This is a genomic window from Lactiplantibacillus brownii (genome assembly GCF_031085375.1).
Taxonomy (GTDB): Bacteria; Bacillota; Bacilli; order Lactobacillales; family Lactobacillaceae; genus Lactiplantibacillus; species Lactiplantibacillus brownii.
In genome coordinates this window covers 22,474-37,448 of the sequence record NZ_JAVCWF010000003.1, presented here as the reverse complement: position 1 = coordinate 37,448, position 14,975 = coordinate 22,474, and the positions used below count along the sequence as shown (strand labels likewise).

The window sequence follows — 14,975 nt, the reverse complement described above, 5'->3', positions numbered from 1 at the left end:
CCGTTCAAAATCTCCACCAATACGATTTGACAGAGACCCATCTAATATTCAAAACCAGAATATTAGATGGGCTGGCTTATATTCTGGGATCTAACCGCTGATTTGATCACTCTCTTTAAATAAGATGCACACCCTTATCAACGTAAACCACGTCGCCGGTCATTCCAGTTGCCAGATCACTCATCAAAAAGGCAGCCACATTTCCGATTTCGGTTGTTGTAACGCTCTTTTGATCAACGGTTCTCGACTCCGATTCCTTTAACAATTCACCATGATGCTTAATGCCGGTAACTGCTAATGTCTTAACCGCACCCGCAGAAATTGCGTTTACTCGAATCCCATTCACCCCTAAATCTGAAGCTAAATAGCGAACGTTGGCTTCCAAGGCCGCTTTGGCAACACCCATCATATTGTAATTTGGAATGGCCCGAGTTGAACCAAAATAAGTCAAAGTTACAATACTTGAAGGGTCATTTAGGATTGGTTGTGCATAACGACTCACTGCAATCAATGAGTAGGCACTAATGTTTTGAGCCAAATCGTATCCTTCACGAGTAGTATGTACCAGCCCAGACGTCAATGTCTCACGGTCAGCATAAGCGATTGCATGAATCACACCATCAATTTTGCCATACTTATTACCAATCTCTTCGAATGCATTTTTAATGTTGTCATCATCAGCAACGTCACATTCTACTAATTCTGAATCTTCAGGAACAAATCGTTGTAAGCTCTTCTTAATTCGATCATTTTGATAAGTTAAAATAACCTTAGCGCCTTGATCAATAATTGCCTGGGTACATCCCCAAGCAATACTGCGTTTATTTGCGACCCCCATGATCACAATTGTTTTTCCATCTAAAAAGCCACTCATTTAATTCGGCCTCCAAATAATTTTTCTTTTAAAAATTCCGGTAACGTTGCTCACGTTGGCGTAATAACTCGTCAATCGGTAAATTAGCCAGTTCATTAAACTGATTTGCCAGAAAGTCACGTAGTGGGCCTAAATTCTCACCAGAGTGGTATTCATGAATAATCTGATCAATAATACCATTTTCTTGTAACCATTCTGATGTTAAATTTAAGGCTTCAGCTGCTTGCTGGACCTTTGATGAATCCTTCCACATGATGCTGGCATAGCCTTCAGGTGACAAAACGGAATAAATACTATCTTCAAACATAAATACTTTGTCGCCACAGGCAAGCGCAATCGCGCCACCACTACCACCCTCACCAACAATGATACTAATGTACGGTACCTTTAGTTGCATGCCCACTTGTAAGCACTTGGCAATTGCAGAACCAATACCGTGATATTCAGCATCCACATCCGGCCAAGCGCCAGGCGTATTCACCAGCGCCAAAATCGGTCGATGGAATTTTTCCGCCTGTTGCATTAATCGAAGCGCTTTACGATAGCCTTCCGGTTCAGGGCTACCGAAATGACGCTTGATATTTTCTTCCGTATCAGCACCCTTACGAATCCCAACCACCGTAATCGGTACATCCTTTAACAATCCAATGCCACCGATTACTGCTTGATCATCGCCATCAGACCGATCTCCATGGAGTTCAAAAAAATCAGTTGTCAAACCACGAATGAGTTCATCCGTTGAAATTTTATGACTGTCACGGGCTGCCTGAACACGTTGATAAGCTGTTTTTTTAGCCATGACTAGCCTCCCTCTGATGCAGTCGCAAAAATTGAGAGATTGTCTGCTTTAAATTGGTCCGCGGAACAATCGCATCGATAAAGCCGTGATCCAAAACAGTTTCAGCCCTTTGAAAATTCTTGGGTGGCTGCTTCATAATTGTTTGTTCAATGACTCGGCGACCAGCAAATCCAACCAAAGCATGAGATTCGGCTAAAATAATGTCGCCCTGCATTGCAAAACTGGCAGTAACGCCACCAGTCGTTGGATCACAAAGAACCACCAGATAAAACAGTCCGGCTTTGCTGTGAGCCTCAACAGCCTGGGACACCTTTGCCATTTGCATCAGTGACTTGATCCCTTCCTGCATCCTCGCACCACCAGAAGCCGTAAACATGACAACCGGCAACTTTTCAGTGGTTGCTTTTTCGAACAATCGAACAATTTTTTCACCAGTGGCACTGCCAAGACTACCCATGATAAAGAATGGGTCCATAATTCCGGCCGCCACTTTTTGATGATCCAGTGACCCGATTCCAGTCAAGACACTTTCCTTAATTCCGGTTACCTTTTTTGCTTTTGCAATTTTACCCCGATACTTCTTATCGTCATATTGGTCGGGAACCGTTACGTCTGCATCCATTTCGTCAAAGGTATCAAACGTAATCTTAGCCCGCCTGCGAGCCGTAATTCGAAAACCAAATCCACAATTAGGGCAGGTTCGCTGCTTGCCCATTCTCATCGAAAAAAACGTTGTATGGCAAATTGGGCATTCTTTCATTAAGTTATCGGGGATTTTATCCATTCGCTTTTTTAATTCATCACGACTGGGCATTTTAAACCGACTTTGCAGCATTTAATCCCCTCCTACCAGCAAGAACATCATTTTCAATAAAACTAGTTGAGTAGGTTCCCTGTTTAAATCGATCAGATGTAACTAACTCATATAAAAAGGCTTGATTGGTTATGACACCCGTAATTTCAAGCTCACTTAACACCCGTTTCATCTTCGCAATGACCGCATTCCGGTCATTTAAATGAACGATTAATTTAGCGATCATTGAATCATAAAAAGGTGAAATAAAACTGCCGTTGGTCACACCAGCATCAATTCGGACACTCAATGACCCATCAGGGAAAAATAAATGGGTAATTTTCCCGGGTTGAGGAGCAAAGTTGTTTTCGGGGTCTTCGGCATTTAATCGACACTCCAAAGCATGTCCCTTAACAGTCGCATCTGCTTGAACAAAGGGTAATACTTCATTAGCAGCAACGGCTAACTGACCCTTTACCAGCTCAATGCCGGTAACTTCTTCGGTAATCGTATGTTCAACCTGAAGACGAGTATTCATTTCCATAAAGTAAAAATGGTGATCGTGATCCATCAAAAATTCGTAGGTCCCAGTATTTGTATAACCAAGTTTAAGCGTTGCCTTGGCAACAATTTCACCTAATTCCTGACGTTCTTCAGGAGAAATCAAAATACATGGACTTTCTTCAATTACCTTTTGATGATTTCGTTGCAGAGAACAGTCACGTTCCGGTAAATAGACAACGTGGCCAAAATTATCCGCAATCACCTGCATTTCAACATGTTTGGCATCTCGGATTAGTTTTTCAACATACATACTATCATCACCAAATGATGCCTTGGCCTCACGTTGGCACTGCTCGAATGAATCACGAAGCTCTTCTGGCCGATCAACCTCACGGATACCTTTACCACCACCACCGGCAGCGGATTTCAATAAAACTGGGAAACCAATTTTTTCAGCAATCCGTTCAGCTTGATCAACTGAAGTGACATCACCCTCGCTACCAGGGATCACCGGAACGCCCGCGGACTTCATTGCCTCTCTGGCGTTAGCCTTGTCACCCATCAGTGAAATCAATTGATGGCTAGGACCAATGAATTGAATATGACAAGACTCACACATTTCCGCAAACTCAGCATTCTCAGAGAGAAAACCGTACCCGGGATGAATGGCTTCACAACCAGTTAAAGTTGCGGCACTCATAATTTGGGCCATATTTAAATAAGAATCACTCGGCTGGGCACCGCCAATACAGATCGCCTCATCAGCTAAATGAACAAACAAGCTCTCCTTATCAGCACTGGAATAAACAGCAACTGCTTCAATATTCATGTCATGAAGTGCTCTGATAATTTGCACAGCAATTTCGCCACGATTTGCCACTAATACTTTTTTAAACATATGCTCACCTTCTTGTACTTAAAAACGTTTTGGAACGCCATTTGGATTCATTCCCGAAATGAGCCAGGTTTCTCATTCCACCGCAAATATCAGGTCGGCCTCACAAATCACTTGACCGTCTCGAATAATCGATCCGTGACCTAATCCAATGTTCATTTTGAGCTTTTTCATTTCCACTTCAAAGATTAACCGGTCGCCTGGTCGAAAATCATCTTGAAAAGTGGCGTTTTTTATGCCGCCAAAAAACACATTTTTCCCTTGATATTTTGGTAATGACAGAATGGCAGCAACCCCAGTCTGAGCCATTGCCTCAATCATAATTGGCCGTGGGACAACTAACCGGTTAACCGGCTGGTTGGCAAAGAACCATTCATTAATGGAAATCAGTTTCACCGATCTTGCCTTAACACCTGCTTGAACATCCAAAAAGCGGTCAATCATTTCAAAAGGATAGCGTTGGGGAATCACATCATTTACGTTGGGTGTCATTATTATCTATCCCTTCTTAACTTGAAACAGTGGTTGATCATACTCAACCATACTGCCATCCTCAACCAAGATATTTGAAATTGTTCCTGAAACATCACTCTTAACTTCATTGATCATCTTCATTGCTTCAATAACGCAGACAACGTCCCCTTTTTCAACTTTATCGCCCTGCTTTTTAAAGGCAGGCTTATCGGGACTTGGCGCGAAATAGATAACACCTACCAGCGGTGCTTTAATTTCGGCGACATCAGCTGCCGAATTAACAGCTGGCGTTGTTGATTCATTCTGTGATTGTTTTGACGTCGGTTTAGGTGCGCTAACAGTGTCATTAGGTGTTGTTAATGTTGGCTCACCTACAACAACTTGGTCACCAGCCTCACGTTTACTCAATGCCAATTTAAAATCATCCTGCGTTAACTCAAAGTTTTTGAGTGATGATTTATCAAACTTATCTAATAACCGTTCAATTTCCTTCTCGTCCATAACTTTAATCACATCCCTTAAATGCAATTACAGCGTTGTGTCCTCCAAATCCAAATGAGTTACTGATTGCATAGTTAACAGTTGTTTTCTTATTGGTGTCATCAACTAAATCAACATCACATTCTTCATCTTGGTTAACAACACCCACATTTACCGGCATTTGGTTTCTTTGAATTGCGCCGATTGTTGCAACAGCCTCAATCGCACCGGCTGCGCCCAATGCGTGGCCAGTCATCCCTTTGGTACTGCTTACCTTAACATGATCATTCTTTGAGAAGACCACATTGATTGCCTTGGATTCAGCGCTGTCATTGGCATGAGTACTTGTTCCGTGCGCGTTAATATAGTCAACATCAGTGGCATCAATTTCAGCCTCGTCAATGGCCATTTGCATTGCCCGTTTAGCGCCGGTTCCCTCTGGATCAGGCGCTGTCATATGGTAAGCATCACTAGTCGTTCCATAACCAACAATCTCAGCAAGGATCTTAGCGCCACGTGCTTTGGCATGGTCATAACTTTCCAAGACCAGGGTTCCAGAACCTTCACCCATTACAAAACCATTTCGGTCTTTATCAAACGGAATTGACGCTTTCATTGGATCTTCGGTCTTCGATAATGCCGTAATTGCAGCAAATCCTGAAATACCAATTTCATTTACTGAAGCTTCAGTTCCGCCTGCAATCATTGCCTCAGCTTTTCCTTCTTTAATATATTCAAAGGCATTGCCAATTGCATTAGTCCCTGACGAACAGGCAGTCACAATAGCTTGACTGGTGTTACGGGCCTTGAAGGCAATTGAAATATCACCGGCAGCCATATTAACAATGGAATTAGGCACAAAGAGAGGTGATACCCGCTTAGGTCCTTTGTCGTGCATCTTGATGACTTGCTCTTGAATGGTCGTCAAACCACCAATTCCTGAACCATAAATGACGCCTAGTTCCTCTGGTTTGATATTGTCTTCATTCAAGCCAGCCATTTCCATCGCTTCGTGAGCACTATATAGCGCGTAATTGACAAACAGATCATTTCGCTTTGCGGTTTTTCGGTCCAAGCGCTTCATTGCGTCAAAGTCCTTGACTTCACCGGCAACAGAAATTCCAGTTGCTTCTGCATCAAATTTGGTAATCTTATTAATGCCAACCTTCGAATTTAATAAGTTGGTCAGAAAACTATCAACATCATTTCCGAGTGGGGTAACGGCACCCATTCCAGTAACAACGACTCTGTTCATGAATTTATCTCCTTTAGCAATTAAATTGTTAATCCACCATCAATTGTGATGACTTGACCTGTTAAATAATCATTATGCACCAAGAACGAAACTGCGTCGGCAATTTCTTCCGGTCGGCCAAATCGTTTCAACGGAATTTGATCAGTGAATTCTTTTTGACGACGTTCGCTCATTTTTCCAGTCATATCGGTTTCAATCATTCCCGGAGCAACAGCATTACAACGAATATTACGTAAAGCCCCTTCACGAGCGGCTGTTTTTGTCAAACCGACTAGTCCAGCTTTACTAGCGGAATAATTAGCCTGCCCAATATTACCATGCAAGCCTGAAATACTGGAAATGTTGACAATGACACCAGAACGACTCTTTTGCATTGACTTCATTGCAAACTTGGTCATGTTAAACGCGCCAATTAAATTTGTGTCAATAACTGCTTTAAAATCCGACAGCTTAGTGCGGCTCAATAATTTGTCGCGGTTAATGCCCGCATTGTTTACTAAAACATCAATTTGACCATATTTTTCCAGCAAACTGTCAATCATTGCTTGGGCATCATCTTCGTTGGCCACGTCGCCAACCAAATTATCAAAAGTAACTCCCTGATCACTTAATTGCTGCTTCACATCATCATCTAAAGCATGGTGCGTATTTAAAACAACTGTCATACCATCTTTTGAAAGCCTTTTGGCAATCGCTAATCCGATCCCCTTTGCGGCACCGGTTACTAATGCAATTTGTTTTGCTTCACTCATTATTTCACCAACTTTACATTTGATCTGACATCATTCAATGTCTTAACACTATCAATATGTAGTGTGTCAACAGTTGATAACGATTTTGCAAACTTCATCAACGTATCACCCGGACCGATTTCAATCATCGTATCACTGCCCAAATTGACTAAGGCTTTGAGGCAATCAATGAAATGGGTCGGATTAACCAACTGATCAACCAGCGTCTGTTTCATATTGGCAACATCAAATTGGGTCATTGTTGTATTACTAATAACAGGAAACTTAAACTCATGAAAGTCAACAGTTTGAATTCGATCAGCTAATAAATCACTTGCTTCTTGCATAAACGGAGTATGAGAAGCAACCGTCATTTTTAACGGAACAACCCGCTTAATCCCATGTTCATGAAGATAAGTGGTTGCTGCGTCCAAACCGGCCTGTGTACCCCCGATAACAATCTGCGAATCGGTATTAAAATTAGCTGGGTAAATATCACCTGCTTGAGCACCAACCCGGCAGGCTTCACGGACTAAATCAGCGTTTGCCTTAAGAACAGCTGCCATTTTACCCGGATGATCTTTTCCTGCTTTATCCATATAGCGAGAACGATCACGAACCAGCTTTAGCGCATCAGCAAACTGAACACCACGAGCAGCTATAATTGCACTATATTCGCCAAGGCTCAATCCAGCAGCGCCCACTGGTGATCCGAATTCTTTTTCAAGAATCCGAAAAATACCGGTACTCATTGCGACAATGGCGACCTGGACATTATTGGGATCATCCATAACCTCTGATTTACTCAAATCCATATTAAGTGCAGCAGAAGCTTCCTCAATGGTTTGACGATAAATTACCTCTTGTTGGTAAAGGTCCTGCCCCATCTCGGGAAATTGTTTTCCCTGACCGCTAAATAAATAACTTAATCTCAAAGTATCAACCTACTTAGTTTGTTGTTTAAAAACGTAATCTACCAAATCACCAACAGTTTCCATACCTTTGTCAGTTTCAATTTCGATATCATATTCGTCTTCGATCTTATCGATCACTTCAAAAACGTCCAGACTATCAAGTGCTAAGTCTTCGGTAAAGTTCGTTGTCATCGTAATTTTGTCTGCATCAACATCCAATTGGTCCACGATAATATCCTTTACCTTGTTAAATACTTCTTCTTTAGTCATCATTAATTTCCTCCAATATAGTTGTTTGTTTTTAATTTGATTAATTAATTTTCTATGAGCAATATCGTTAATAAGTCAGTAACATGGTTCCAACTGTTAAGCCACCACCGAAGCCACTTAACGCAATTGTATCGCCACGTTTGATAATGTTGTGTTTTACTAGCTGATCCAACAAGATCGGTTCGCTGGCAGCTGCGGTATTCCCAAATTCACCGATGTTAACCGGAAATTTGGTCATTGGCAGCTCGAGTTCATCCGCAATCCGCTCGACAATTCGAACGTTCGCTTGATGAAGGACATAGTGGTCAACATCTGTCGGTGCTAATTTAGCCACCGATAATGCATGGTTAACCGAATCGGGAACATTCTTAACCGCGAATTGATAAACACGCCGACCATTCATCTTAAAGAACGGCTTGAATGGTTGATGATCTGATGAAAATGGTGATGGCTGACCAGTCTTACCAGCCGTTAAATAGCCACCAAGACTGCCAAGGGTTGTCATACTATCTGCAAGATATGACCCATCAGCAGTTGTCTCGTTCGTAACCAAAACCCCACCGGCACCATCACCAAACAAAACGGCAGTGGATCGATCAGACCAATCCAAAAGCTTACTTAACGTTTCACCACCAATTAAAATGGCATTCTTTTTATGATCTGCCATCAGCATTTGCCGAATTAGCTTCAATCCATAAACAAACCCTGAGCAGGCTGCATCAATATCAAACGCCATCGCCTTAGTAGCACCAATGTTTCCTTGCACAGTTGCACTGGTAGAAGGTGTTAAATAATCAGGTGACATGGTTGCAACAACGATCAAATCAATATCGTCAGGCTGCAGTTCGCTTTGAGCAAGTAATTGCTGAGCAACGCTGGTACAAAGTGAGCTTGTAGTTTCAGTAACGGCAATATGCCGACGCTTAATTCCCGTTCGCTTAACGATCCACTCATCAGAGGTGTCCATCATCGTTGAAAGTTCATGATTATCAACAACTCGCTCAGGCACTTGACTCGCCGTAGCTACTATTTTAAAATCTTCAAATTTCATTTTGATGAAACCTCGTCAATAAATTTCTCAACGTTAACCAATGCCTGCCGCATCTTTCGAATATCGGATCCGTCAAATCCCTTTAAGCAACTTTCAACCAACTGGCGATGGAACGCATAGTGGGCACGATAAAGCAATCTGCCCTTACTCGTCAGCCCAAGGTTGATAATCCGACGGTCCTGTTGGTTAATCATTCGAATGATGTAGCCTTTTTTCTCAAGGTTATTAAGATTGGCAGTTAACGTCCCTTTACTTAACTTCAAAACACGTGATACTTCTGAAGTTATTTTCCGATCATGAAGGCCAATTGTATGAATAAGATGCAATTCTTTTGCAGTGATGTCCTTAAATCGACTCTTTCGAATTTCACTCTCTTCAATTCGCATTATCTGATCATAAATATCTATCAAAGCCTCACTTATGAAATTGTAATCATCTTTAATTTCATCACTCGTCGAATTCATTCATTAAATCTCCTCATTCACTCTCGGTCTAAATCTTTTTATCTGGATTTGGAACAATGAACGTTAAGTCGGCGGAACAAGCCACTTTGTCTTCAACTTTGGCAGCGCATTTAACTTTACCCATGTTGTCACGCTGTTTTTCCATTTCAACATGTAGCTTCAAAACATCACCCGGACGAACAACTTTTCTGAATTTGGCATTATCAATGGCACCAAGGTAAGCTGTCTTGCCACGATATTTTTCCGTCTTGAGAATTAAAATCGAAGCTGCTTGAGCAAGCGACTCGATAATTAATACGCCGGGCATAACTGGATTTCCAGGAAAATGGCCTTGGAAAAATTCCTCGTTAATTGTGACGTTTTTGGTACAAACGATCGATTCACCCGGATTTAATTCATCGACTTTATCCATAAACAAAATTGGATATCGATTGGGAATTAGATCCATAATTTTAGCTGCATCTAATACACTCATTGCTTTCTTCCTTTCGGTTGCAAAACTGATCAAGTATCACGCCAGATTAATTCGACTTTCGAACTAAATTGTCAAAAAAATTTGGTTGATTTCACTTCATCCATGTCCAAATTTTGAACATCTCACATCATAACCTAAAATAGTTTGAAATTCAAACTATTTTGGTTAATGGCGTAATAACCGATAAAACTAAGAACTGAAACTTGAAAGCTAATAATCACGCCAAAGGCGTGTGGTTATTGGCTTTTTTGGCAAAAAAATAAACGCAAGCTCTCCTGCGTTGTATACTTTAGTCGACCAAAACCAAGATACAAAGGAGACTTACGTCATGAATATTATAAGACAAAAAAATACAGAAAACGAGCTTCACAATATTGTTCATCAATTTACTTCCCTCATTGGTCTATCTAAACTCACCAAGTTGGTGAATTATCGCCGGCATTCAGAAATCAGCTTGATGAAGGTCATTGAATGGCTGCTCACGACAAAGTTCCTGGGACGCTCGCTTTATCGAGCCCATGAAACACCTAACTTTACCAGTCGCACCGTCAGAAATAATTTGAACGATGGCCGGATCAATTGGCAACGCTTGATTTGTCAAGTTGGGAGTCATTTAATCAAGCATTTACGACCGTTTATTGACCGCCGGCGGCGGTTAGCATTGATCATTGACGATACACTCTTTTCCCGTGAGTACGCCACCCAAACCGAATTACTAGCGCGAGTCTTTGACCATGACAAACAGTTATATATTAAGGGATACCGGGCTTTAACTTTGGGTTGGAGTGACGCCAATACATTCTTACCGATCAACTTTGCATTAATGTCTTCCAAGAAGCCACAAAACGTCCTTGGAAAATCAGCTAAAACAACCGATCAACGAACAATTGCTGGCCGGAGACGTCGCCAAGCACAGCAAAAAATGAACCTCGTTTCATTGCAACTTGTCAAGCAAGCCCTCGCAAATGGCGTTCTAGCTGACTATGTGTTATTTGATAGCTGGTATAGCTCACCAAAAATGTTCTATGAATTAACCAAGTTGGGATTAAACGGCGTGGGCATGCTTAAACGGTCCAGCAAAATTTACTATCAATATCGCGGACGGCAATATTCAGTTAAAGCATTATACAAGCGACTGCAGGCCTCAAAATATCAACCCAAGCAAGCTTATCAATACAGCTGCTTTGTCGAAGCGCACGTCGGGAACCAAAAATTCAAGCTTCGCTTGGTATTTGTGGCTAATCGGGCCCGTCAAGATGACTACCTAGTACTGGCAACGACTCAGTTAGGCCTTCAGCCACAAGAGATCATTCAACTATACGCCCGAAGATGGCAAATTGAGAATTACTTTAAAGTTGCCAAGCAATACTTGCGGCTCGACAAATCACAAGTTCAAAATTATGACGGGCTTTGTGGCCATTTAGCAAGGATCACCCCCACATACGTGGGGAATACACTAAACGATCCCCGTCATAACAGCATTTATAAATTAGTGAATGCCAGTTTTACATGAGTTTGATTCCTAATTCAAGAGTTATTTGAGCACCAGATAATACATAATATGAGCTGCTTTTAATTTAAAAGTGGTCTTCATAAATAATGGTGCCTACATGCTAATAAAAAATAGCCGCTTTAGCTCCGCAAGCTAGCGGTTGTTTAATATCGTCATATAGCTCGACATAGGAATCCTTGTTCATATGGGCACTCACAGTATAGCATAACAACTGGTTAACGTTGCACGCCTTGATCCACCTGCTTGCTCTTATGTTTTTAAGTTTTGTTGTGCTTATTAGGTAGATTGTAAAATTAATCCGAACGCTGTTCGGACAAAAAAGATCAGCTTCCTTTAAAATGGTGTTTACCACAAACCCATCTTTTAGGAGCTGATCTTTTGTCTAGTATAACCTATTCCGAACGAATTAAAATCGAAACCTTTTGTGAACTAGGGCTGTCCAATATCCAAATGGGCGTTCGGCTGAACCGATCACCGTCAACAATTTCTTATGAATTATCTCGATGTCAACCTTATCAGGCTGAATTAGCACAAACAGATGCCGAATACAAGCGATCACGATGTGGTCGGAAAACTAAGCTGAGCGATGAGTTAAAGCAAAAAATTCTCAACCATTTACGTCTAAGCTGGTCACCAGGAATGATTGCTCACGAATTTAAACTAGCTACTAAATCTATTTATAATTGGCTAAATCAGGGGAGAATTGGTTTCTCCTTGAATGATCTACCTGAACATGGCGTACGCCAACGGCGTAACGTTGACCAACGATCCAAATATAATCAATCTTTGGGGCGATCAATTGAACAGCGTCCCATGATGATTAATCAACGTAATCGCATCGGCGATTTTGAACTAGATACAGTCGTTGGTCCTCGTGGGCATAGTAAGGCAGTTTTATTAACTTTAATCGATCGCAAATCACGGTTCCTTTGGGCATACCGGTTAAAAGATCGGACGACAGCGACTGTTAATGAAGCACTAACTAAGTTCCTAACCACTTTTAATGGTCCGGTGCACAGCTTTACTGTGGACCGTGGCACTGAGTTTAGTGGGCTAGTATCACTTGAATCACAATATGGTATTAAGACCTATTACTGCCATGCTTATACGCCAGCTGAACGTGGTAGTAATGAACGCTTTAATCGGAATTTACGTTATTTTTATCCTAAAGGGACTCGTTTTGAGCACATTAGTGCTCAAGATTTAACGACGACGTTACTCCAAATTAACCAGCGACCGCTTAAAATACTCGACTGGCAAACACCGTATCAGGTTATGCTGACAAATTTGTCCAAAAATTCGGATTAAATTTGCAATCTACCAAGAATGCTAGTTCTTAGATGCAATTTTTTTTTGCGTGCATTTAAGCTAGTGACAGTTGAACAGATTGTATCACTGCTTGCTGAAGTCAAAACTTGTTAGCAATTTGATTATAAACTTTATAGTCAAATTGCTAAACTGTGCCAGTTCGTTGACGGATTATGACCGCAAAAAATGGATCGTCAAGAAATTTTCGCAAAAAAATAAAGCTCGATTAGAGCCCAGCTTACCGGGATTTGACTACTAAAAAATGTAACATGCCGTAAATTAATCTGCTGAAATCAATTGACAAGATTCGGCCGGACGATTAACCTAACGCCATTCCCAAACGTCGTGAAAGGAGCGACTAACTATGAGTGTGTTAGAAGCAAGTGAAATTATGCAATTAATCCCCAACCGGTACCCAATTTTATTCATGGACCGGGTGGATGAATTAAATCCGGGTGAATCGATCGTGGTGACGAAAAATGTCACGATCAATGAGTCATTTTTCCAAGGGCACTTTCCCGGTAACCCGGTCATGCCGGGCGTGTTGATTATTGAAGCTTTGGCGCAAGCCGCGTCGATTCTGATTTTGAAATCTGAAAAGTTTGCTGGTAAGACGGCTTATCTTGGCGCCATTAAGGATGCCAAGTTCCGCAAAATTGTCCGTCCCGGTGATGTCTTGAAGTTGCATGTCCAAATGGTCAAACAACGGTCCAACATGGGAACGGTGAGTTGTCAGGCGATGGTCGGTGACAAGGCAGCCTGCACAACTGATTTAACCTTTATCGTTGGTGCAACTGATTCAAAATAGAAAGGTGGTAATAGCAATTCGGCGATTGTCGTTTGGGAAAGTTTTTTAAAAGCATTGCCGAATTGTAACCAACCATGACAACTAATTTTTCGATTTTAGCGAGTGCTAAGGCACTGCCGACGACCAAAGTCACGAATCAAGAACTAACGCAACTGATGGCGACTTCTGATGATTGGATCAAGCAGCGAACGGGAATTCGTTCTCGCCACGTCGCGACCGATGAGACAACGACGAGTTTAGCTGTTTCAGTTGCCCAGCAGTTGTTGCAGCAAAGTCGGCTAGCGGCGACGGCGATTGATTTGATCATCGTGGCAACCATGTCACCGGATTATTTGACACCGGCGACGGCTCCTCAAGTACAGGCAGCGATTGGGGCTGAAAAAGCAATTGCCTTTGACATCAATGTTGCATGTGCGGGCTTTGTTTATGGGATGCAGTTGGTTCACCAATACTTACAACCGGGTCAGACCGCTTTGTTAATCGGTAGCGAGACCTTGAGTCGGTTAGTGGACTGGCATGATCGTAGCACTGCCGTTTTATTTGGTGATGGTGCGGGTGGTCTATTGATTACTGCTAAGCCTAATACGGCCACTGGGCACTGGCTGGGCGGTCATTACGCGACGTTTGGCGCTGACGGGCATTATTTAACGGCGGGACAGCAGCCTCAGGTGAATCCGTGGTCAACACGGACTGATGGTGCAGGTTCTAACCGCTGGGCCTTTCAGATGAATGGTCGGCGGGTTTATGACTTTGCCACTAAACAAGTGCCCCACTCAATTGAGCAGGCGTTGATGCAGGCACGGCTCGAGTCGAGTGATATTAAAGCATTTGTGCTTCATCAGGCCAACGCACGTATTGTTAAGAGCGTTGGTCAAAAATTAAACTTAGCTACGGAACAATTACCGATGAACATTGCACAGTATGGCAATACTGCGGCAGCCAGTGAACCGATTCTATTTGCTGAAATGGTTGCCCAAAAGCAAGTTCAACGTGGTGACAAGCTGGTGTTTACCGGTTTTGGCGGCGGGTTATCCGTCGGTAGTGCCGTAATTGAGTATTAATTGATAACTGAAATCAAGCATTTAAAATTAATTTAAAAATTCTGGAGGAATCAACAATGACTAAAACTGAAATTTTTGACCAAATTAAAAAGATGATCGTGGAACAATTAGACGTGGATGCTGACAAGATTACGATGACAACGAACTTTACCGAAGACTTAGCACTTGATAGTCTGGACGTTTTTGAAGTGATCGATAAGATCGAAGACGAATATGATATCGAAATCGAAACGGATGACGCGTTAGCCACGGTTGGTGATCTAGTTGATTATGTGGCGACTCATCAGGAAACTAGCGAGGACTAAG

The 14,975-nt window shown here is 42.1% G+C and carries 17 protein-coding genes and 1 pseudogene; 5 read left to right on the top strand and 13 right to left on the bottom strand.

All coding sequences use genetic code 11. The annotated features are described in order from the left end of the window. Positions 1-115: 115 nt before the first annotated feature. The 13 genes from fabI to fabZ (RA086_RS14490) all read right to left on the bottom strand — a co-directional run bounded on the left by fabI (position 116) and on the right by fabZ (RA086_RS14490) (position 9,979). Positions 116-874, bottom strand: coding sequence for an enoyl-ACP reductase FabI (gene fabI / locus RA086_RS14550; RefSeq protein ID WP_056973839.1), 759 nt, complete (start codon positions 872-874; stop codon positions 116-118). Between the two features lie 28 nt (positions 875-902). After that, positions 903-1,673, bottom strand: a complete 771-nt coding sequence (gene accA / locus RA086_RS14545; RefSeq protein ID WP_125584106.1) for a carboxyltransferase subunit alpha — start codon at positions 1,671-1,673, stop codon at positions 903-905. Then, positions 1,666-2,508 (bottom strand): acetyl-CoA carboxylase carboxyltransferase subunit beta, encoded by an 843-nt coding sequence (locus RA086_RS14540; protein WP_056973843.1) that lies wholly within the window; start codon positions 2,506-2,508, stop codon positions 1,666-1,668. The genes accA and RA086_RS14540 overlap by 8 nt, the downstream gene beginning before the upstream one ends. After that, positions 2,489-3,868, bottom strand: coding sequence for an acetyl-CoA carboxylase biotin carboxylase subunit (locus RA086_RS14535; RefSeq protein ID WP_125584107.1), 1,380 nt, complete (start codon positions 3,866-3,868; stop codon positions 2,489-2,491). Before RA086_RS14535 ends, RA086_RS14540 begins: the two co-directional genes overlap by 20 nt. A gap of 72 nt (positions 3,869-3,940) precedes the next feature. Further along, complete coding sequence (locus tag RA086_RS14530; protein ID WP_056973850.1) at positions 3,941-4,357, bottom strand: 3-hydroxyacyl-ACP dehydratase FabZ family protein; 417 nt, start codon at positions 4,355-4,357, stop codon at positions 3,941-3,943. Between the two features lie 6 nt (positions 4,358-4,363). After that, positions 4,364-4,840 carry an acetyl-CoA carboxylase biotin carboxyl carrier protein gene (gene accB / locus RA086_RS14525; RefSeq protein ID WP_056973865.1) on the bottom strand — a complete coding sequence of 159 codons (477 nt, stop codon included), beginning with the start codon at positions 4,838-4,840 and terminating at the stop codon, positions 4,364-4,366. Positions 4,841-4,844: 4 nt separating this feature from the next. After that, on the bottom strand, positions 4,845-6,074 hold the full coding sequence (fabF, locus tag RA086_RS14520) for a beta-ketoacyl-ACP synthase II (RefSeq protein WP_057877457.1): 1,230 nt from the start codon (positions 6,072-6,074) through the stop codon (positions 4,845-4,847). A gap of 20 nt (positions 6,075-6,094) precedes the next feature. Then, a complete protein-coding gene (fabG, locus tag RA086_RS14515) occupies positions 6,095-6,826 on the bottom strand; it encodes a 3-oxoacyl-[acyl-carrier-protein] reductase (protein ID WP_056973854.1) in 732 nt (243 codons plus the stop codon). Further along, positions 6,826-7,740 carry an ACP S-malonyltransferase gene (locus RA086_RS14510; protein WP_056986344.1) on the bottom strand — a complete coding sequence of 305 codons (915 nt, stop codon included), beginning with the start codon at positions 7,738-7,740 and terminating at the stop codon, positions 6,826-6,828. Before RA086_RS14510 ends, fabG begins: the two co-directional genes overlap by 1 nt. Positions 7,741-7,749: 9 nt before the next feature. Next, complete coding sequence (acpP, locus tag RA086_RS14505) at positions 7,750-7,989, bottom strand: acyl carrier protein (RefSeq protein ID WP_308704547.1); 240 nt, start codon at positions 7,987-7,989, stop codon at positions 7,750-7,752. Positions 7,990-8,056: 67 nt separating this feature from the next. Further along, positions 8,057-9,040 carry a beta-ketoacyl-ACP synthase III gene (locus RA086_RS14500; RefSeq protein WP_056973858.1) on the bottom strand — a complete coding sequence of 328 codons (984 nt, stop codon included), beginning with the start codon at positions 9,038-9,040 and terminating at the stop codon, positions 8,057-8,059. Then, on the bottom strand, positions 9,037-9,504 hold the full coding sequence (locus RA086_RS14495; RefSeq protein WP_308704538.1) for a MarR family winged helix-turn-helix transcriptional regulator: 468 nt from the start codon (positions 9,502-9,504) through the stop codon (positions 9,037-9,039). Before RA086_RS14495 ends, RA086_RS14500 begins: the two co-directional genes overlap by 4 nt. A 28-nt stretch (positions 9,505-9,532) precedes the next feature. Next, the gene (fabZ, locus tag RA086_RS14490; RefSeq protein ID WP_056973862.1) at positions 9,533-9,979 is read right to left on the bottom strand and encodes a 3-hydroxyacyl-ACP dehydratase FabZ; all 447 of its coding nucleotides are present in this window, start codon (positions 9,977-9,979) and stop codon (positions 9,533-9,535) included. Between the two features lie 328 nt (positions 9,980-10,307). Between fabZ (RA086_RS14490) and RA086_RS14485 the strand changes: the two are divergent. From RA086_RS14485 to acpP (RA086_RS14465), 5 genes and pseudogenes are all read left to right on the top strand, one after another. Further along, positions 10,308-11,423: pseudogene (locus RA086_RS14485) on the top strand (IS4 family transposase); the annotation flags it as partial. A 447-nt stretch (positions 11,424-11,870) separates the two neighbouring features. Continuing rightward, a complete protein-coding gene (locus tag RA086_RS14480) occupies positions 11,871-12,800 on the top strand; it encodes an IS30-like element ISLpl1 family transposase (RefSeq protein ID WP_003561810.1) in 930 nt (309 codons plus the stop codon). A gap of 364 nt (positions 12,801-13,164) precedes the next feature. Further along, a complete protein-coding gene (fabZ, locus tag RA086_RS14475; RefSeq protein ID WP_003640408.1) occupies positions 13,165-13,608 on the top strand; it encodes a 3-hydroxyacyl-ACP dehydratase FabZ in 444 nt (147 codons plus the stop codon). A 74-nt stretch (positions 13,609-13,682) separates the two neighbouring features. After that, positions 13,683-14,669: a beta-ketoacyl-ACP synthase III gene (locus RA086_RS14470; protein ID WP_054398127.1), complete on the top strand. Its 987-nt coding sequence runs from the start codon at positions 13,683-13,685 to the stop codon at positions 14,667-14,669. A 56-nt stretch (positions 14,670-14,725) separates the two neighbouring features. Then, on the top strand, positions 14,726-14,974 hold the full coding sequence (acpP, locus tag RA086_RS14465; protein ID WP_011101500.1) for an acyl carrier protein: 249 nt from the start codon (positions 14,726-14,728) through the stop codon (positions 14,972-14,974). Position 14,975 lies beyond the last annotated feature (1 nt).